Genomic DNA, 18,640 nt, shown 5'->3' with positions numbered 1-18,640 from the left:
ACGCCGCGATGAACTCGTTTGAGACCGGCGTCGAGGCCTAGATTGGAGGCGGCGGGATCAGTGCGGCCAGCCCCGTCAGGACCGCGCTGGCGGCGGCTGCCAACGCCGCCCATCGGTTCCATTTCGTCTGTTCTTTCAGGGTGTCGTGAAGGTCGATCCGGTTCCCGCTCGCGTCCTTGGAGATGAGGTAGCCCCCCGGCATAGCTCCTACTCCGCTAGTCTCTGGGGGGGCGGGTACGCTCACGACCGTCGATTTGTACCAGCAGGCGGCGGCAACGAAGGCCGTCACGGCCACCAGCCAAGGCAAGGTTCCACCGACCGTCATACGCATCCCCAGGCTTCCAACCACTTCACCATAGGTCCCCGCAGGCGCGTGGCCTAGATTGGGACACGCACCGACAGGCAGCCTCTTTAAGTCACCGGAGAAGCTCTTTTGCCCCAAGCCACTGCCATTACGAGCACGAGCAGGATACCCGCAGCCGCTGCCGTCGTGGACGTCCGGTGCGCGCGCGGGTACAGGGCCGCATCGATCTCGCAGGGCGACGGCGGCATTCCCTCTTTGGACGCCGAGATCCTGAGCTTTGAGTTAGTACTGGCGTCGAACCCCCCTGCCGGTCGTACCGGTGTTCGCCCGAGACCTACGACTACGTCGAGGTCGAGGAGGTGCTCAACATGTCCGGGATCGCGGACGTCGGCTTGCTGTTCGGCGCCCCAATCATAAACATGCATTCCAGCTACAGCAGCTGGAACGTCATCCGCGTGATCAAAGCTGCCCGAGTGGAGGGACATAATTAGTCTCCCAGGCCTATCTATTGGACCGCAAGGATTTATCCAATATTATCGACAAAGTAGCCGAATTTGATTCCGCGAGCATCCGGGAGTTGCTGCGGAAAATATCAATACCGGTCGTGAGATGCTTCTCCGGCGTCGGTACGGTCGGCACCCATTCTAGTATCGCCAATTCGGCAGCCTACTGGCGATCGGGAGGCGCACATTCTCTCACCGGCGCGACCGGATTAGCCCGCGGTTCTTTGCGATGATATCGATTGTTAATATGGTGACGATATCAGAAGGCAGGAGCGAAGAGGATAAAAGCATGCCACTCAACATTGGAAGCAACGGTTGGGACATTGACGTTGAAGCAGCATTTGATGCGGTTCTTGAAGCGGCAGAGCACATGGTAAAGACCCAACAGATACCTGGCGTCATGTCAACATGGGCATCAGGGGAAGCTCTCGTAAAATCCTTTAAAGGGTGCGACATCGTCGATAATCTATGCCAAGACCAACGGGACGAGCTCGCTGATTGTATTGAGGGTTATTATGAAAGAAAAAAAGAAGACGGTACGGTTTTCTAAACCTGATCAATGAGCTGCATTTGATAGGTCAACTCGGCAATCGATAAAGTAAAAATAGGGTGATAATATTTTAAAATGTCTTAGGCTGCGATTGGTAAGGAAATAGTACGTACCGCTCTTTTCTCCGCTAACAGCCATTACATGGATAGGAGCATGATCGGTGTCCGAATGCATCGCCTACGGGCTGATCGCGATCATCGAGGAAAGTAACGCAAATTTGGTTGCCGCCTGGAAAGAGGACTGCGTCCGGACGATGTCATCTGCACCTTGGCGACTTCGCCTATAAGTGCATCCTGGTTTACGCCGCATCGATCCAGGCGCGCCTGCATGGCCGCATTCACCTAATTCGGGGCTACCACGACCACGGCCTGGGCGAACGTTTCAAATGGGCCGGCCCCGTCGTCGACGTCCAAAGGATCTACGTCCAGGACCTGGGGATGCCAGAACGCGTCGCCCTATGGGCCAGCCACTATGCGCACGTGACGTGGCCTAATGCCTGGCACGGCGACCTTCACGTCTATGGGCATTCCCACGGCGGCATCCCGGCCACCCGGACGAGCCTGGACGTTGGGGGCGATTGCTGGGATTGGCGGCCGGTTACCCTGGGGGAGATCATGGCGAGGATGGCGGCGTCCCCTGCCAATACCTCGTCATGCTGACGATGCGTCGGTGCCCGCTCCGGTCGGTTTATGAAGGTCGCTTCACGAACCCGATGTCGGCGGCCACGGACTTAAGCCGCTCGGGCTCGCGCTCCTTCCGCTCCGAGTATCTGTCGACGAGGTAGTCGGCGCGCTCCCGCGTCAGCAACGTGAACCTCACCAGTTCCTCGCAGACATCGACGACACGGTCGTAGAGCGGCCCCGGCTTCATCCGCCCGGCTTCGTCGAACTCCTTGTAGGCCATCGGGACCGAGGATTGGTTCGGAATGGTGATCATCCGCATCCAGCGCCCGAGCACGCGCAGGCCGTTGACGGCATTGAACGACTGCGAACCGCCCGAGACCTGCATCACGGCCAGGGTCCGCCCTTGCGTCGGGCGCACCGACCCTTCCGACAGGGGGAGCCAGTCGATCTGGCTCTTGATCACCCCGGTCATGGCGCCGTGGCGCTCCGGGCTGACCCAGACATGGCCTTCCGACCAGATCGACAGGTTCCGGAGTTCCTGGACCTTGGGGTGGTCGGCCGTGGCGTCGTCGGGCAGCGGCAGGCCGTGCGAGTCGTAGATCCGCGCCTCGCCGCCCATCGCCTCCAGGAGGCGTGCGGCCTCGTAGGCAAGGAAGCGGCTGAACGAGCGCTCCCGGAGCGAGCCGTACAGGATCAGGAAACGCGGGGCGTGGGTGAACGGCGTCTCCACGTGCAGGTCGGCTGCCGTCGGGACCACGAAATGCCCGTGGCTGAGGTTGGGCAATCCATCGGCGAAGGGCTGGAGGGGCTTGTCCAAGACGTTTCGTTCCTCTACATTTCAACTATGGTTGATATATTGACATCATGATGGACGAACGGCAAGCCGTGGCCGCCTTCGCGGCCCTCGGCCAGGAGCATCGCCTGCGCATCGTGCGCCAGCTCGTCACCGCCGGGCCGGAAGGCATGGCGGCCGGCATGCTGGCCGAGGCGGTCGGCGTTTCGGGCACCAACCTGTCGTTCCACCTCAAGGAGCTCAGCCATTCGGGGCTGGTCACCTCCCGGCGGGAGGGGCGCTCGATCATCTACAGCGCCGCCTACCCGGACCTGTCGGAGCTCATCCAGTTCCTGATGCGCGATTGCTGCCAGGGCCGACCCGAGGTCTGCGCCCCCGCCGTCGCGGCCTTGTCAGCCTGTTGCCTACCCACGGGAAACACCGCCAATGCCTGACCGCGTCTACAACGTCCTCTTCCTCTGCACCGGCAACTCCGCCCGCTCGATCCTCGCCGAGGCGATGCTGGCCAAGGACGGCCAGGGTCGCTTTCGCTCCTTCTCCGCCGGCAGCCAGCCCAAGCCGGAGGTGAACCCGATGGCGCTCCAGGTCCTGCGCGAGAGCGACTATCCGACAGAGGGTATGCACTCGAAGTCGTGGGACGAGTTCGCCAAGCCCGACGCACCGGTCATGGATTTCGTTTTCACGGTCTGTGACAACGCCGCCGGCGAGGCCTGCCCGTACTGGCCCGGCCAGCCGGTGACGGCGCACTGGGGCATCGAGGACCCTGCCGCGGTCGAGGGTAGCGAGATCGAGCGAAAGACCGCCTTCGTGACCGCGCAGCGCTACCTCAAGAACCGGATCTCGGCCTTCCTCGCCCTGCCGATGGCGAGTCTCGACCAAGTCTCCCTGACGTCCAGGGTTCGCGAGATCGGCAAGCAGGCCGGTGCCACCTCGCCCCGTCCGGAGGTCGCGTGATGGACGTCGTGATCTACCACAACCCGGATTGCGGCACGTCCCGCAACACGCTGGCCCTGATCCGCAACTCCGGCATCGAGCCGCACGTCGTCGAGTACCTGAAGACGCCGCCGAACCGTATCCTGATCCGCCAGCTCGCCGAGCGCGCTGGCGTCATGGTCCGTGACCTCCTGCGGGAGAAGGGGACGCCCTACGCCGAGCTCGGGCTCTCAGACCCGAGCCTGACGGCCGACCAGCTTCTGGATGCCATCTCCGAGCACCCGATCCTGTTGAACCGCCCCCTGGTGGTGAGCCCCAGGGGCGTCGCCCTCTGCCGCCCTCTGAGGCCGTCCTCGACCTCTTGCCGGCCCAGCGAGGCGAGTTCGCCAAGGAGGACGGCGAGCGCGTCGTCGACGAGCACGGGCGGCGCGTCGCCACCGCCTGATCGCACCCACGCAATCAAAAACAAGAAACGGTCCCGATGCTCGCGCTCGCCATCTTCGTCGTCACCCTCGTCTTCGTCATCTGGCAGCCGAAGGGTTTCGGGATCGGATGGAGCGCCCTGATCGGGGCCGCCGTGGCGCTGGCCACCGGGGTCATCCACCCGGGCGACATCCCGGTGGTCTGGCACATCGTCTGGGACGCCACCTTCACCTTCGTCGCGCTCATCATCATCTCGCTGCTCCTCGACGAGGCCGGCTTCTTCCACTGGGCGGCGCTCCACATCGCCCGCTGGGGCGGCGGACGGGGGCGCTTGCTGTTTCCGCTGGTGATCCTGCTGGGCGCCGCCATCGCGGCGGTCTTTGCCAACGACGGAGCGGCCCTCCTGCTCACCCCCATCGTTCTAGCCATCCTGCTGCGCCTCGACTTCACGCCGGCGGCTGCGCTGGCCTTCATCGTCGGGTGCGGGTTCGTCGCGGACTCAACCAGCCTACCGCTGGTGATCTCGAACCTCGTCAACATCGTCTCGGCGAACTTCTTCGACATCTCATTCAGCCGCTACGCCGCCGTGATGGTGCCGGTGAACCTCGTCTCGCTCGCCGCGACCCTGGTGGTGCTGTGGTTGTTCTACCGGAGCGACCTGCCGGCCACGTACCCGGTGACCGAGCTCGAACCGCCGCGCCACGCGATCAAGGATCCGCTCGTCTTCAAGGCGGCCTTCCCCCTCCTGGCCCTGCTGCTCGTGGCCTACTTCGTGACCGCGCCTTTCGGCGTGCCGGTCTCGGTGGTGACCTGCGCCGGCGCCCTCGTGCTGCTGGCGTTGGCCAATCACAGCCGGGTCATCCCGATCCGCAGGGTCCTCGCCGGTGCGCCCTGGCAGATCGTGCTCTTCAGCCTCGGCATGTACCTCGTCGTCTACGGCCTAAAGAACGCCGGCCTGACCGATTACCTGGCTCAGGGACTGACCTGGCTCTCGGGTCACGGACCGTTCGTGACCACCATCGGCACGGGGGTCGCCGCCGCGATCCTGTCCTCGGTCATGAACAACATGCCGAGCGTGCTGGTGGGCGCGCTCTCAATCCAGCAGGCCCCGGACCTGTCGCCCCTGATGCGCGAGTTGATGGTCTACGCCAACGTCATCGGCTGCGACCTCGGCCCGAAGTTCACGCCCATCGGGAGTCTGGCGACCCTGCTCTGGCTCCACGTCCTCGACACCAAGGGCCAGCGCATCACCTGGGGCCAGTACATGCGGGTCGGCTTGGTCATCACCCCGCCGGTGTTGCTCGTCACCCTGGCGGCCCTGGCACTGTGGCTGCCTGTGCTCGGGGCTCGGTAGCGGACCGATGGCCCCGCCGCGCCGCTGGACCGTGATCTCGGCCCTGGGCGTGATCCAGATCCTGACCTGGGGCTCCTCGTTCTACCTCCTGTCGGTGCTGGCCGCCCCGATGATCGCGGATACAGGATGGCCCTTGGGCTGGGTCATCGGCGGCCTGTCCCTCGGCCTCCTCGTCGCGGGTTTGGTCTCCCCGCGGGTCGGGACATTCATCGGGGAACACGGCGGTCGGCCGGTCCTGGCCTTCGCGGCAGTCATCCTCGCGGTGGGCCTTACCGTCCTCGGTCTGGCGCCGAACCTGCCGGTCTACCTCGCGGCATGGCTGCTCATCGGCCTCGGCATGGGGACCGGCCTGTACGATCCGGCCTTCGCCACCCTCGGCCGGCTCTACGACGCCGAGGCAAGGCCCGCCATCACGATGCTAACCCTGTGGGGCGGCTTTGCCAGCACGGTGGGCTGGCCGCTGTCGGCCTTCCTGGTCGAGCGGGTTGGCTGGCGTGGGACCTGCCTAGCCTATGCCGGGCTGCACCTCTCGGTCACGCTGCCCCTCGTCCTTCTCGTGATCCCCCGGCCCCCTGCACATCCGGTCACGCGACCCGCAGGTACGAGCCCCGTCATTCGTCTCCATGGTCGGGAGCGGCGCGCCTTCCTCCTCATGGCCGGGGTGCTTACCCTCGGCGGGACTGTGATGGCCCTGGTCTCGGTGCACCTCATCACCCTGCTGCAGGCCCGTGGCGTCGCGTTGACCTCGGCCGTGGCCTACGGCGCCCTGATCGGGCCGTCGCAGGTCGGGGCGCGCATCGTCGAGATGGCCGGCAAGGGCCGGCACCATCCCCTCTGGACCCAGACGGCGGCGATGGTTCTCGTGGCGATCGGGATCGCGATGCTGGCAGCGGACTTGCCCGTGGTCGGATTGGCGCTCGTCCTCTACGGGGCCGGGAACGGGATCTATTCCATCGCACGCGGCACGGTGCCTCTCGCGCTGTTCGGTCCCGAGCGCTACGCCCCGCTCGTCGGTCGGCTCGCCCGTCCGGGGCTGGTGGCGCAGGCGCTTGCACCCTCCCTCGGGGCCGTCGTGCTGACGCATGCAGGCGCCGACGCGACCTACGCTCTCCTTGCCGTGCTCGCACTCGCGAATGTCGCACTCGCCGTATCGCTCTGGCGCGTCAGGTAGTCCCTGTCCCTTCCTCGCCGACATGCGATGTGGCATCGTCCGTTCGTGACCTTCTGGCTCGCCCTTCGACGGCTGCTCCCGCTCCTGGCGGTGCTCAGCCTCGCCCTTGCGCCGGTGACCGCATCCGCGGCCGCCGCCGGCATGCGCGCGCCGACGGCCGTTCAGGGGCACGCCATGGCGATGCCCGACGAAGCCATGGATGACATGGCCGGGATGGCCATGGATGAGATGCCGTGCTGCCCTAAGGAGCGGCCGGACATGCCCGACTGCTCGAAGGGCTGCCCGCTGATGGCCCTCTGCTTAGCGAAGGTCGCCACCGGGCTGCCGGTCCCCGTCGGACTTCCGGGCCGCGTTGCCCGCTTCGAGGGGCCGACCTGGGGCGTCACCGCCTCTTTCGACAGCCTGTCGCAAGGGCCGCCCACCGAGCCTCCCCGAGCCTGAACCCGATGCCGCCGGCGCCTGCGCCGGCCGATCCCGCGCGCCTGAAGGCCCGGGTCCCATCGTTTTCAGGAGATCATCCACCGTGTCCAAGACATCGTTTTCGCGCGCCCTCACGGCTGCGCTGCTCGGCCTCGCGCTGACCACCGCGGCCCGGGCTGACACCAAGGACTACGAGTTCCAACTGGTGAAGGACGAGGCCAGGCAGGGCGAGGCCATCCTCGACGTCCGCCTCGTCGACAAGCGCACGTCCAAGCCCGTGCCGAACGCCGTCATCTTCGCCAAGCGCATCGACATGGCGCCCGACAGCATGGAGGAGATGACCTCGAAGATCGAGCAGCTGCCGTCACCGGAGCCGGGCGTCTACCGGTTCAAGGCGAAGCTGACGATGGCCGGCGGCTGGCGCCTCTCGCTCGGGGCCAAGGTGCAGGGCGAGACCGGCACCGTCGAGAACAGGCTGGTGTTCAAGGCCACCAAGTGAGCCGGTCGGCTTGGGCAGCCGGGACCCTCACCGCGCTCGCGGCGGGGGTTTTGGGCTATGGCGCTGGGCATGAGGGCAGCCCCGTGCCGGCGCTCGTCCAGCAGGCGCGGACCGGGTTCGGCCAATGGCTGCCGGGAACTCGGCAGCCCCCTTCGGTACCCGCTCGGGTCCCGGCCAAGGCGACGGGACCAATCGTCTACTACCAGGACCCGGACGGGAAGCCGGACTACGCTTCGGAGCCGACACGCACCGCGGACGGTCGAGACTATCGCGCCGTCCACGCCAGCGAGGACGTGCGCTTCGACGAACCCGACGAGGCGGAGGCGATGCCCGATGCCGGGCACGGCGACATGGCCATGGGTCAGGCCACCACGCTTGCGGGGACCCGCAAGGTGCGCTTCTACCGCAACCCGATGGGCCTTCCGGACACCTCGCCGACCCCGAAGAAGGACTCGATGGGGATGGACTACCTCCCCGTCTACGAGGGGGAGGACACCGACGACGGCACCGTGAAAATCTCGCCCGGCAAGCTCCAGCGCACCGGGGTCCGGACGGCGGTGGCCGAGCGACGGGTCCTGTCGATGCCGGTGCGGGCGCCCGGCGCCATTGAGGAGGACGAGCGCCGGATCTCGGTCATCGCGATGCGTACCGACGCCTTCATCGAGAAGGTCGAGGCCGTCACTACCGGCGACCACGTCCACAAGGGCCAGCCGCTCCTGCGCCTGTTCTCGCCGGAGATGAACGCGGCCGCCGCGCAGTACCTCACCGGCATCGGCTACGAGGGCGCCCGGCGGCGCCTGGAGAACCTCGGCATCCCGCCCGAGGTCATCGACGAGATCGAGCGCACCCGGAAGGTACCATCGACCATCACGTGGTCGGCGCCCCGCGACGGCGTCGTGGTCGAGCGCAACGTCTCCGACGGCATGCGCGCCAAGTCTGGCGACACCCTGTTCAAGCTCGTCGACCATTCCAAGGTCTGGGTCCTGGCCGACGTGACAGAACGCGACTTGGCGGCCGTGGCGGAGGGCCAGACGGCGACGGTGCGCGCCCGGACGTTCCCGGATCGCCTCTTCACCGGCACGGTGACCCGGATCTACCCGCACCTCGCCATGGCGACCCGGACCGCCCGCCTGCGGATCGAGTTGCCGAACCCGAACGGCGACCTGCGCCCGGGGATGTTCGCCGACGTGACGATCGCCACGGGCAGCGACAAGCCGGTGGTGGCGGTGCCCGACGACGCGGTCATCGACACCGGCACGAAACAGGTCGTCCTGCTCGACAGGGGCGAGGGCCGCTTCGAGCCGAGACCGGTCAGGCTCGGCACCCGTGGCGACGGCTACGTCGAGATCCGCGACGGCATCGTCGCCGGCAACCGCGTGGTGACCTCGGCCAACTTCCTCATCGATGCCGAGAGCAACCTGAAGGCGGCCCTCCAAGGTCTTTCCGAGCCGAAGCCCGATCCCGGGCCGCAGGCCGCCGCCGAGGGGAAGGCGCCATGATCGCCCGCCTGATCGCCTGGTCGGCGAGGAATCTGATGCTGGTCCTGATCGGGACGGTGTTCGCGGTGGGAGCGGGGCTCTACGCCCTGAAGACCCTGCCGCTCGACGCGATCCCGGACCTGTCGGACGTGCAGACCATCGTCTACACAGAGTACCCAGGGCAGGCGCCCCAGGTCATCGAGGACCAGGTCACATACCCCCTGACCACCGCCATGCTGACGGTGCCGCGGTCGAAGGTCGTGCGTGGCTTCTCGTTCTTCGGGGTGTCGTTCGTCTACGTCATCTTCGAGGACGGCACCGACCCATACTGGGCCCGCAGCCGGGTGCTCGAATACCTGAACACCGTGGCGAAGCGCCTGCCGGCCGGCGTGACCCCGACCCTGGGACCGGACGCGACCGGCGTCGGCTGGGTCTACCAGTACGTCGTCGTCGCCAAGGAACGCACGCTGGCCGAGCTCCGCTCGCTCCAGGACTGGGTCGTGCGCTTCGGGGCGTCCCGCGCTGAGGGCGTCGCGGAGGTCGCCGGCGTCGGCGGCTTCGTGAAGCAGTACAACGTCGTCGTCGACCCGAACCGGCTCCGGGCGCAGGGCATCACCCTGACGAAGCTCCGGGAGGCCATTCGGGCCAGCAACGCCGACGTCGGCGGCCGCACCGTCGAGCTGTCCGAGTTCGAGTTCGTCGTCCGCGGGCGGGGGTACCTCAAGAGCGTCGCCGACATCGAGAGCATCGTCCTGAGGACCGAGGCGGGCACGCCCCTGCGGGTGAAGGACGTCGCTAAGGTCGAGCTCGGTCCCGACGAGCGCCGCGGCATCACCGAGATGAACGGGGACGGCGAGGTCGCCGGCGGGATCGTCCTGCAGCGGTTCGGGGCCAACGCCCTGAACGTCATCGAGAACGTGAAGGCCCGGCTTACCGAGGTCGCCGCCAGCCTGCCCAAGGGCACGGAGATCCTGCCGGTCTACGACCGCTCGCACCTCATCGAGGCGGCCATCGAGACCCTCAAGGGCACGCTGATCGAGGAGAGCGCCATCGTCGCCCTCGTCTGCGTCGTGTTCCTGCTCCACGTCCGCAGCGCGCTGGTCGCGATCCTGATGTTGCCGGTCGGCATCCTCATGGCGTTCGCGGGCATGAAGGCCTTGGGGCTTGGGGCGAACATCATGAGCCTCGGTGGCATCGCCATCGCGGTGGGCGCCATGATCGACGCCGCCATCGTGATGATCGAAAACGCCCATAAGCACCTGGAGCGGGCGGACCCAGGCAAGCCCCGGGTCGAGATCCTGATCGCGGCCGCGGGCGAGGTCGGGCCGTCGCTGTTCTTCTCGCTCCTCATCATCACGGTCAGCTTCCTGCCGATCTTCACCCTGGAGAGCCAGGAGGGCCGCCTGTTCGGTCCGCTGGCCTTCACCAAGACGTTCGCCATGGCGGCGGCGGCGGTGCTGTCCCTGACCCTCGTCCCGGCGCTGATGGTCCTGTTCGTCCGAGGCCGGATTATCCCCGAGCACCGCAACCCGGTGAACAGACTCCTGATCTGGATCTATCGGCCCCTGATCGCCGGCGTCCTGCGGGCGCGGGTCCTCACCGTGCTGATCGCCCTCGTCATCCTAGCGGCGACGGCATGGCCGGCGAGCCGGCTCGGCTCGGAGTTCATGCCCGACCTCGACGAGGGCACCCTGATGTACATGCCCACCACCCTGCCGGGCATCTCGGTGACCAAGGCCGGCGACCTGCTCGCCACCCAAGACCGGATCATCAAGTCCTTCCCCGAAGTGGCCTCGGTCTACGGCAAGGCCGGACGGGCCAACACCGCGACCGACCCGGCGCCGAGCGAGATGTTCGAGACCATCGTCAACCTGAAGCCGAAGGCGGAATGGCGCCCCGGGGTCACGACGGCGAGCCTGAAGGCCGAGATGGACGCCGCGCTCCAGTTCCCCGGGGTATCGAATGCCTGGACCCAGCCAATCCGCGCCCGCATCGACATGCTCTCGACCGGCATCCGCACGCCGGTCGGGATCAAGGTGCTGGGGACGGACCTGACGGAGATGGAGAAGGTCGCCCGCCAGGTCGAGGCGGTGGTGAAGGCGGTCCCGGGCACGTCGAGCGCCTATGCCGAGCGCGTCCAGGGCGGCTACTTCCTCGACATCACCCCCGACCGCGAGGCGCTGGGCCGGTACGGCCTGACCGTCGGCGACGTGCAGGACGTGATCGGGATGGCGCTGGGCGGCGAGAGCGTGACCAACACCGTCGAGGGCCGCGAGCGCTACACCGTCAACGTGCGCTACCCGCGCGCCTTCCGCTCTGACCCGCGCTCCATCGCCTCCGAGGTCCAGGTGCCGATCGCCGGCGGGGGGACCGTGCCTCTCGGCGAGGTCGCCAAGGTGCAATTGAACCGAGGCCCGACGCAGATCCGGACGGAGAACGGGCAGCTCGCGGTCTTCATCTACGTCGACGTCGTCGGTCGCGACCTCGGGGGCTACGTTGCCGAGGCCAGGGCGGCGGTGGCCAATGAGGTCAGGCTCCCCCAAGGCACCCTGGTGCAGTGGAGTGGGCAGGTCGAATACCTCGACCGCGCGACCGCCCGGCTCAAGGTCGTGGTGCCGCTGACGCTGCTGATCGTCTTCCTCCTGCTGTACCTCAACTTCCGTCGGCTGACCGAGACCGTGATCGTGATGCTGTCGTTGCCCTTCGCCCTCGTCGGCGGCGTCTGGCTGATGTGGTGGATGGGCTTCAACCTGTCGGTGGCCGTGGCGGTGGGCTTCATCGCGTTGGCCGGCGTGGCAGCTGAGACCGGGGTGATCATGCTGGTCTACCTTGACCATGCGTTGGCGGAGATCCGGGCCGAGCGCGACCGGGCCGGGCAACCGCTTACCCGCGCCGACCTGGGGCTGGCCATCATGGTCGGAGCGGTCGAGCGGGTCCGCCCGAAGATGATGACGGTGGTTGCGATCATGGCCGGGCTCCTGCCCATCCTCTGGAGCACCGGCTCGGGCTCGGAGGTGATGCAGCGGATCGCGGTGCCGATGATCGGCGGCATGGTCTCGTCGACGGTGCTGACCCTGGTGGTGATCCCAGCAGTCTACGGGCTCGTGAAGGGATGGGGGCTACCGAGGTCCGATACCGCGATGGAATCCGTCGAACCTGAAAGATTACCCTTGGCAGCCGAGTGAGGACGGGAGAGCGAACATGATCGACACGACGAGGACGACCCGGCGCGCCGTGGTCCTGGGCATGGCGGCATCGGTGGCCTTCGGGCGGCATGCCCTGGCGCAGGGCCTGCCAACGGTCGCGGTGACGAAGGACCCGACCTGCGGCTGCTGCGAGAAGTGGGTCGCGCACCTCCGCGAAAACGGGTTCACCGTGTCCGTGACCGAGGGGCCCGTGAACCCGCTCAAGGTCCGCCTCGGCGTGCCGCGGGACCTCGCCTCGTGTCACACCGCCCAGGTCGGCGGTTACGTGGTCGAGGGGCACGTTCCGGCCGGGGCGATCAAGCGCCTCCTGGTGGAGAAGCCCCAGGGTACGGGGCTGGCCGTTCCTGGTATGCCCGCAGGTTCCCCGGGCATGGAAGTCGAGGGCATGGAGCGCGATACCTACGACGTCGTCCTGTTCGGGCCGGAAGCCCGGACCGTTTTCGCGCGGTATCGAGGCGGCGTGGTGACCTGAAATTCGCCGAGGCTCTCACCATCCGCGTGCCATGCCCGCGTTCAAGAAAATAGAACTGACGATTGCGAAAGTCCTGGCGGTGACCTTGACCTTCCTATCATAGGAAGCCCCATCTCTGCCTGACATCACCCACGGGAGAGCCGTCATGTTCGAGATCAAGGTCACCAAAATGAATTGCGGCGGATGCGCCAAGTCGGTCACCCGCGCGATCCACGGCGTGGATGCCGATGCCACGGTCGCGGTCGACCTCGCCGAGGGCACGGTCAGCGTCACGAGCCCCGCCGGGATCCCGGCGGGACGCTTCGTCGATGCGGTCCGGGCTGCCGGGTACGGCGCGGATACCCTGCCCCTCGCGGCCTAGACCGCGAAAACCCTGCAACCGAATACCCGGTTCGAGGATTGCTTTCGTCGAACAGAGCGTTCCTCACGTCTCGAATTTGGTGTACCCAAGTTTCATGAACTTCGACCGGCAACTTGCGCGCCTGATGGCGGCGATGATCGTGATGATCATCGCCTACGTCTTGCCGTCTGCCGTGCAGGCTCATGAGGGCCATGCCCACCATGGTCACCATGAAGCGGCCGTGTCTGAACGCGCGCCTGTGCCGCCGGTCGTCCAAGCGGTGTCGGCACCGGTGGCGGTGTCGAAGGTCGCGTCGGCGATCATTCCGGCGGCCACTCCCGGGACCCTCGCGGGTTCCGCCGCCGTCGGATCGATCCAGTCCGACGAGCAAGGCAGGGGATGCTGCCCCGGACCGTGCAAGGGCACATGCTGCGGGACGATGTCCTGCTGCGTGCCCGGCATCCTGGGTGGTTCCGTTTCCCTGCCGACGCTCGCCTTTGGGCATGTCGTGCTGGCCTCACGTGATGTCGATGGCCGTTCCGGCGTCGGCCCCGAGGCCCTGCCCAGGCCCCCACGAACCTTCGCGTAACGAACGGCGCGCCTGAGGCGCGCATCGCTCGGATTCCGTCTGGCTCCCAGGCGCGCGTCCGGTGTTCGAACGTGAGGAAGCCCTTCCATGTCGTCTCGATTTGCCGCCGCCCTCGGCGCGGTGGTGCTGGCTGCCGTCATGCTGGCGGGTCTCGCCCATGCCCATGACGGGCATGACCACGGCGCCGCCCCACCCCCTGTCTCCAAGTCCATCGCGCCACGCGGCGAGGCCGCCTCGGACGCGCTCGAACTGACCGCCATCCCGCAGGACGGGACGGTCACGTTCTACCTCGACCGGTTTCGCACGAACGAACCGATCAAGGGCGCCGTCGTCGAGGTCGAGACGCCCGAGGGCCAAAGGACGGCCAAGGAGACGGACAAGGCCGCCTACGTCCTGCCCGCGCCCTGGATGACCAAGCCCGGGTCGCACGACCTATTGGTCACCGTGACGGCCGGCGACATCGTCGATGTGCTGACCGTCTCCGTGATCGTTCCGGACGCGAAGCCATCGACGCCCGCAACGTCCTCCGCGGCGCCCTCGGCGATGGCGCGGGCGTCCGATGCCGTCAGCGACCTGAAGGGCCGCCTCGCCGCCAAGGACCCTGTCCTGATGCTGGTCGCGGGCGGTGCCTTTCTGCTCGGCATGCTCCTCATGGTTGCCATGCGCGGCCGGCGCAGCCTCCCGGCCGTCGCCGTAGTCGCCGTCGTCGTCGTGACATTGGTGCTGGGCGGAGCCGCGTTCGCCCATGGCGACGAGGATCACGGCGCCCCGGTCCAGGGCTCCGCGCTGATCGATCCGGCCCAGCCTTCGTCCGACCTCGCCCAACGCTTGCCCGACGGCTCGGTGTTCGTGCCCAAGCCGACGCAACGCCTGCTGGTCCTGCGCACGACGATGACCGAGAAGGGGACGTTCCATCGGACGGTCGAGTTGCCCGGTCGGGTCATCCCGGACCCTAACGCTAGCGGCGTCGTGCAATCCTCTGTCGGTGGTCGCCTGTCGCCGCCGCCCTCGGGCCTGTTCCCGCGCCTCGGCACCACGGTCAAACGCGGCGATGTCCTCGCCTTCGTCACGCCCCCGGTCCAGGCCGTCGACGTCTCGGACATGCGCCAGCGCCAGGGCGAGCTCGACCAACAGATCGACATCGTCCAGCGCAGGGTCGACCGCTTCCGAAAGCTCGCCACCACCGGCGCCGTGGCCCAGACCCAGCTCGACGATGCCGGGGCCGAATTGAAGGGGCTCCAGGACCGCCGCGCCGCCCTCGACAAGATCCGTGCGCAACCGGAGGCCCTGGTGGCCCCGGTCGACGGGTTGATCGCCCAGGCTTCCGCCGTGGCCGGCCAGATGGCGACCGCCGGGGCGATGGTCTTCCAGATCGTCGATCCGACCCGCCTCTGGGTCGAGGCGTTGAGCTTCGACGCCCTGACCCCAGCGGGGAACGCCACCGCGCGCTTCGCCGACGGGCGCACCCTGTCCCTCGTCTACCAGGGCGCCGGCCTCGCCGACCGCAACCAGGCCATCCCGGTCCAGTTCGCGGTCAAGGGCGACACATCCGGCCTGCGGGTCGGGCAGTTCCTCACCGTGCTCGCAGGCACCGACGCCGAGCAGTCCGGCCTTGCGCTGCCGCGCGCGGCGGTCGTCCGGTCCGGCAACGGGCAGGCCATCGTCTACGAGCACGTCGCCGCCGAACGCTTCGAGGCGCGCCAGGTCCGGGTCGAGCCCCTCGACGGAACCAACGTGCTCGTCGCCGAGGGAGTCGGTGCCGGCAAGCGCATCGTCACCGAGGGCGCCGAGCTCCTCGATCAGGTCCGGTGAGGAGGCACGGCCATGTTCAACTTCCTCGTCACGCAGTCCCTGCGCAATCGCCTGATCGTCCTCGCGGTGGCCGCCGTCCTGATCCTGTACGGTGCCTTCACCGCGACCAAGCTCCCGGTCGACGTCTTCCCCGACCTCAACAAGCCGACGGTCACCATCATGACCGAGGCAGAGGGGCTCGCCCCGCCCGAGGTCGAGCAGCTCGTGACCTACCCCATCGAGACCCGGATGAACGGGCTCCCGGGCGTCAGCCGGGTGCGCTCGGTCTCCGGCGTCGGCCTGTCCATCGTCTACGTCGAGTTCGACTGGGGCACCGACATCTATCGGAACAGGCAGCAGATCGCCGAGCGCCTGACCCTGGTCCGTGACCAGCTGCCGCCGAACGTCACCCCGCAGATGGGGCCGATCTCGTCGATCATGGGCCAGATCCTGCTGGTCGCCGTGACCAGCGACACCGCCACCCCGATGGAGACCCGCGAGGCCGCCGACTTCATCCTGCGGCCGCGCCTGCTCACCATCCCGGGCGTCGCCCAGGTCATCCCCATCGGCGGCGAGGTCCGGCAGTTCCGGGTCAGCCCGAACGTGGCGGCGATGCGCGCGCTCGGCGTGACCAACGCCCAGATGGAAGGGTCGCTGGCCCAGTTCGGCACCAACGCCGGCGGCGGGTTCACCGACCAGTATTCCCGCGAGTACCTCATCCGGAACATCGGCCGGACCATGAGCCTCGACGATTTGCGTAGCGTCGTGGTCGCCAACGTCGGCGACGCACCGGTCTACCTCCGCCAGGTTGCGGACGTCTCCTTCGCCCCCAAGGTCAAGCGCGGCGACGGCGGCTTCATGGGCAAGCCCGGGGTCATCGTCTCCATCGAGAAGCAGCCCGACGTCGATACGGTCCAACTCACCCGCGAGATCGAGGTCGCCCTGAAGGAGGTCACCGCGACGCTGCCGAACGGGATCAAGGCCGACCAGGTCCTCTTTCGCCAGGCGAACTTCATCGAGACCTCCATCGCCAACGTCGAGCGGGTCCTCCTGGAGGCCATCGTGGTGGTGGCCATCGTGCTGTTCGCGTTCCTGCTGAACGTGCGCACCACGGTGATCTCGTTGACCGCCATCCCGGTCTCGATCCTCGCGACCGCGGTCGCCTTTCACCTCGCCGGGCTGTCGATCAACACGATGACCCTCGGCGGTCTCGCCATTGCCATCGGCGAGCTCGTCGACGACGCCGTGGTCGACGTCGAGAACATCTTTCGAAGGCTCGGCGAGAACAGGGCGGCCGGTTCGCCCAAGTCCACCTTCGACGTCGTGGTCTCGGCCTCGTCGGAGGTGCGCTCGGGCATCGTCTACGCGACGATGATCATCGTCCTGGTGTTCGTGCCGCTGTTCGCGCTCTCGGGCATCGAGGGGCGCCTCTTCGCCCCCCTGGGACAGGCCTACATCATCTCGATCCTGGCGAGCCTCGTGGTCTCGGTCACGCTGACGCCGGTGCTGGCCTACTACCTGCTGCCCGGGCTCAAGAACCTATCCGAGCACGACAGCGCCCTGCTGCGCTGGCTCAAGCGCGGCAACGCCCGGCTCCTCGGGGTCGCATTCCGGCACCAGAACCTACTGGTCGGCACCGTCGCCGTGGCCGTGATCGTGGCCGGCATCGCCGCCTGGAACCTGCCGCGGGCCTTCCTGCCGCCCTTCAACGAGGGCTCCTTCACCGTCAACACGACCTTCAACCCGGGCATCTCGCTGTCCGAGAGCAACCGGGTCGGCCTGATCGCCGAAAAGCTGCTGCTGCAGATCCCGGAGGTCGCGTCGGTCGGGCGCCGCACCGGCCGGGCCGAGCTCGACGAGCACGCCGAGGGCGTCCACTCCTCGGAGATCGAGGTCGAGCTCAAGGGCACCGGGAGGGGCAAGGACGCGGTCGTCGCCGACATCCGGCGCCGCCTCTCGGCGCTGCCCCTGTCGGTCAACGTCGGCCAGCCGATCTCGCATCGCCTCGACCACATGCTGTCGGGCGTCCGAGCCGAGCTCGCCCTGAAGATCTTCGGCGAGGACCTCGACGCGCTGCGCAGCGTGGCCAACGACCTGCGGGATCGCATGGCCAGGATACCCGGGCTCGCCGACCTCCAGGTCGAGAGGCAGGTCCGAATCCCGCAGCTTGAGATCCGGGTCGACTACACCCGCGCCGCGCTCTACGGGGTCCAGCCCGCGGCCGTCGTCGAGCAGCTCAGCCGCCTCTCCAACGGTCGCGTCGTCTCGACGGTGGCAGACGGGTACAAGCGCTTCGACGTCGTCCTGCGCCTGCCCGAGCGCCAACGCACGACGCAGGGGCTGAAGGACCTGCTGATCGAGACGCCCTCGGGATGGGTGCCGGCCCGCCAGGTCGCCGACATCCGCGAGACCGACGGACCGAACCAGATCCTGCGGGAGAACAGCCGGCGGCGGCTGGTGGTGCAGGCCAACACCAACGGGCAGAGCGACATGGCCACCATCGTGGCGGCCATCCGGCAGCAGGTGACGGAGGCCAAGCTCCCGCCCGGCTTCTTCGCCAGCCTGGAGGGGACCTTCCAGGCGCAGGAGGAGGCGAGCCGGACAATCGCGGCGCTGTCCGGTCTCTCCCTCGCCCTGGTCTTCGCCATCCTCTACAGCCGCTACCGCTCGGCCGTGCTGGCGCTCATCATCATGGGCAACGTCCCGCTCGCCCTCATCGGGAGCGTGATCGCCCTGTGGCTGGTAGGCCAGCCGCTCTCGGTGGCGTCGATGATCGGCTTCATCACGCTGACCGGCATCAGCGCCCGCAACGGCATCCTGAAGATCAGCCACTACCTGAACCTGTCGCTGCACGAGGGCATGCCGTTCGGGCGCGACCTCGTGGTGCGGGGCAGCCTGGAACGGCTGACCCCGGTTCTGATGACGGCGCTCTCGGCCGGCGTCGCCCTGGTGCCGCTGCTCTACGACGCCGCGACCCCGGGCAAGGAGATCCTGCACCCGGTCGCGGTGACGATCTTCGGCGGGCTCATCAGCGCCACCCTGCTCGACACGGTGCTGACGCCGGTCCTGTTTCTCCGCTTCGGCGCCAAGCCGTTGGAGCGCCTGCGCGCCGCGCAAGACGAGATCCACGATACGCCCCGTCCCGACGGCGCCAAGCCACGTCCGGTCGAGGCGTTCTGAGCCCCCAATCC

The 18,640-nt window shown here is 67.5% G+C and carries 16 protein-coding genes and 1 pseudogene; 15 read left to right on the top strand and 2 right to left on the bottom strand.

Annotated features, from left to right (window positions below):
* Window positions 1–37 precede the first annotated feature (37 nt).
* The gene (locus MFF40_RS01235; protein ID WP_238259445.1) at window positions 38–202 is read right to left on the bottom strand and encodes a hypothetical protein; all 165 of its coding nucleotides are present in this window, start codon (window positions 200–202) and stop codon (window positions 38–40) included.
* A gap of 894 nt (window positions 203–1,096) precedes the next feature.
* On the opposite strand from MFF40_RS01235, the gene MFF40_RS01230 reads away from it, so the two are divergent.
* Complete coding sequence (locus MFF40_RS01230) at window positions 1,097–1,357, top strand: hypothetical protein (RefSeq protein ID WP_156648164.1); 261 nt, start codon at window positions 1,097–1,099, stop codon at window positions 1,355–1,357.
* A 687-nt stretch (window positions 1,358–2,044) separates the two neighbouring features.
* Here MFF40_RS01230 and arsH read toward each other — a convergent pair.
* Window positions 2,045–2,797, bottom strand: a complete 753-nt coding sequence (gene arsH / locus MFF40_RS01225) for an arsenical resistance protein ArsH (RefSeq protein WP_283206079.1) — start codon at window positions 2,795–2,797, stop codon at window positions 2,045–2,047.
* A gap of 50 nt (window positions 2,798–2,847) precedes the next feature.
* Here arsH and MFF40_RS01220 point away from each other — a divergent pair, with 50 nt between their 5' ends.
* From MFF40_RS01220 to MFF40_RS01155, 14 genes and pseudogenes are all read left to right on the top strand, one after another.
* Window positions 2,848–3,207, top strand: coding sequence for an ArsR/SmtB family transcription factor (locus MFF40_RS01220; RefSeq protein ID WP_056221274.1), 360 nt, complete (start codon window positions 2,848–2,850; stop codon window positions 3,205–3,207).
* Window positions 3,200–3,727, top strand: coding sequence for an arsenate reductase ArsC (locus MFF40_RS01215; RefSeq protein WP_238259444.1), 528 nt, complete (start codon window positions 3,200–3,202; stop codon window positions 3,725–3,727). The genes MFF40_RS01220 and MFF40_RS01215 overlap by 8 nt, the downstream gene beginning before the upstream one ends.
* Window positions 3,727–4,151: pseudogene (gene arsC / locus MFF40_RS01210) on the top strand (arsenate reductase (glutaredoxin)). The gene MFF40_RS01215 and the pseudogene arsC overlap by 1 nt, the downstream one beginning before the upstream one ends.
* Window positions 4,152–4,187: 36 nt before the next feature.
* On the top strand, window positions 4,188–5,483 hold the full coding sequence (locus tag MFF40_RS01205; RefSeq protein WP_238259443.1) for an arsenic transporter: 1,296 nt from the start codon (window positions 4,188–4,190) through the stop codon (window positions 5,481–5,483).
* A gap of 7 nt (window positions 5,484–5,490) precedes the next feature.
* On the top strand, window positions 5,491–6,654 hold the full coding sequence (locus MFF40_RS01200) for an MFS transporter (protein ID WP_238259442.1): 1,164 nt from the start codon (window positions 5,491–5,493) through the stop codon (window positions 6,652–6,654).
* Between the two features lie 45 nt (window positions 6,655–6,699).
* Window positions 6,700–7,095, top strand: coding sequence for a hypothetical protein (locus MFF40_RS01195; protein WP_238259585.1), 396 nt, complete (start codon window positions 6,700–6,702; stop codon window positions 7,093–7,095).
* Between the two features lie 82 nt (window positions 7,096–7,177).
* Window positions 7,178–7,573, top strand: a complete 396-nt coding sequence (locus MFF40_RS01190; protein WP_238259441.1) for a FixH family protein — start codon at window positions 7,178–7,180, stop codon at window positions 7,571–7,573.
* Complete coding sequence (locus MFF40_RS01185; RefSeq protein WP_238259440.1) at window positions 7,570–9,072, top strand: efflux RND transporter periplasmic adaptor subunit; 1,503 nt, start codon at window positions 7,570–7,572, stop codon at window positions 9,070–9,072. The genes MFF40_RS01190 and MFF40_RS01185 overlap by 4 nt, the downstream gene beginning before the upstream one ends.
* Entirely contained in the window at window positions 9,069–12,236 is a 3,168-nt protein-coding gene (locus tag MFF40_RS01180) for an efflux RND transporter permease subunit (protein WP_238259438.1), read from the top strand. The genes MFF40_RS01185 and MFF40_RS01180 overlap by 4 nt, the downstream gene beginning before the upstream one ends.
* A 16-nt stretch (window positions 12,237–12,252) precedes the next feature.
* On the top strand, window positions 12,253–12,729 hold the full coding sequence (locus MFF40_RS01175) for a DUF411 domain-containing protein (RefSeq protein ID WP_238259436.1): 477 nt from the start codon (window positions 12,253–12,255) through the stop codon (window positions 12,727–12,729).
* A gap of 145 nt (window positions 12,730–12,874) precedes the next feature.
* Window positions 12,875–13,090, top strand: a complete 216-nt coding sequence (locus MFF40_RS01170) for a heavy-metal-associated domain-containing protein (RefSeq protein WP_238259434.1) — start codon at window positions 12,875–12,877, stop codon at window positions 13,088–13,090.
* A gap of 94 nt (window positions 13,091–13,184) precedes the next feature.
* Window positions 13,185–13,658: a hypothetical protein gene (locus MFF40_RS01165; protein WP_238259433.1), complete on the top strand. Its 474-nt coding sequence runs from the start codon at window positions 13,185–13,187 to the stop codon at window positions 13,656–13,658.
* A gap of 87 nt (window positions 13,659–13,745) precedes the next feature.
* Window positions 13,746–15,470: an efflux RND transporter periplasmic adaptor subunit gene (locus tag MFF40_RS01160; protein ID WP_238259431.1), complete on the top strand. Its 1,725-nt coding sequence runs from the start codon at window positions 13,746–13,748 to the stop codon at window positions 15,468–15,470.
* Window positions 15,471–15,482: 12 nt separating this feature from the next.
* Window positions 15,483–18,629, top strand: a complete 3,147-nt coding sequence (locus tag MFF40_RS01155) for an efflux RND transporter permease subunit (RefSeq protein ID WP_238259429.1) — start codon at window positions 15,483–15,485, stop codon at window positions 18,627–18,629.
* Window positions 18,630–18,640 lie beyond the last annotated feature (11 nt).

The sequence above is a fragment of the Methylobacterium mesophilicum genome (genome assembly GCF_022179445.1).
GTDB lineage: Bacteria > Pseudomonadota > Alphaproteobacteria > Rhizobiales > Beijerinckiaceae > Methylobacterium > Methylobacterium mesophilicum.
Note: the sequence above shows the minus strand (reverse complement) of the source record. Positions and strands in the feature narration are given on the sequence as shown.

What these genes read in the sequence shown, in the direction of transcription:
- MFF40_RS01160 (WP_238259431.1), top strand. Translation starts at nt 13,746, where the DNA reads ATGTCGTCTCGATTTGCCGCCGCCCTCGGCGCGGTGGTGCTGGCTGCC.
- MFF40_RS01165 (WP_238259433.1), top strand. Translation starts at nt 13,185, where the DNA reads ATGAACTTCGACCGGCAACTTGCGCGCCTGATGGCGGCGATGATCGTG.
- MFF40_RS01220 (WP_056221274.1), top strand. Translation starts at nt 2,848, where the DNA reads ATGGACGAACGGCAAGCCGTGGCCGCCTTCGCGGCCCTCGGCCAGGAG.
- MFF40_RS01200 (WP_238259442.1), top strand. Translation starts at nt 5,491, where the DNA reads ATGGCCCCGCCGCGCCGCTGGACCGTGATCTCGGCCCTGGGCGTGATC.
- MFF40_RS01175 (WP_238259436.1), top strand. Translation starts at nt 12,253, where the DNA reads ATGATCGACACGACGAGGACGACCCGGCGCGCCGTGGTCCTGGGCATG.
- MFF40_RS01215 (WP_238259444.1), top strand. Translation starts at nt 3,200, where the DNA reads ATGCCTGACCGCGTCTACAACGTCCTCTTCCTCTGCACCGGCAACTCC.
- MFF40_RS01170 (WP_238259434.1), top strand. Translation starts at nt 12,875, where the DNA reads ATGTTCGAGATCAAGGTCACCAAAATGAATTGCGGCGGATGCGCCAAG.
- MFF40_RS01155 (WP_238259429.1), top strand. Translation starts at nt 15,483, where the DNA reads ATGTTCAACTTCCTCGTCACGCAGTCCCTGCGCAATCGCCTGATCGTC.
- MFF40_RS01230 (WP_156648164.1), top strand. Translation starts at nt 1,097, where the DNA reads ATGCCACTCAACATTGGAAGCAACGGTTGGGACATTGACGTTGAAGCA.
- MFF40_RS01235 (WP_238259445.1), bottom strand. Translation starts at nt 202, where the DNA reads ATGCCGGGGGGCTACCTCATCTCCAAGGACGCGAGCGGGAACCGGATC.
- MFF40_RS01180 (WP_238259438.1), top strand. Translation starts at nt 9,069, where the DNA reads ATGATCGCCCGCCTGATCGCCTGGTCGGCGAGGAATCTGATGCTGGTC.
- MFF40_RS01205 (WP_238259443.1), top strand. Translation starts at nt 4,188, where the DNA reads ATGCTCGCGCTCGCCATCTTCGTCGTCACCCTCGTCTTCGTCATCTGG.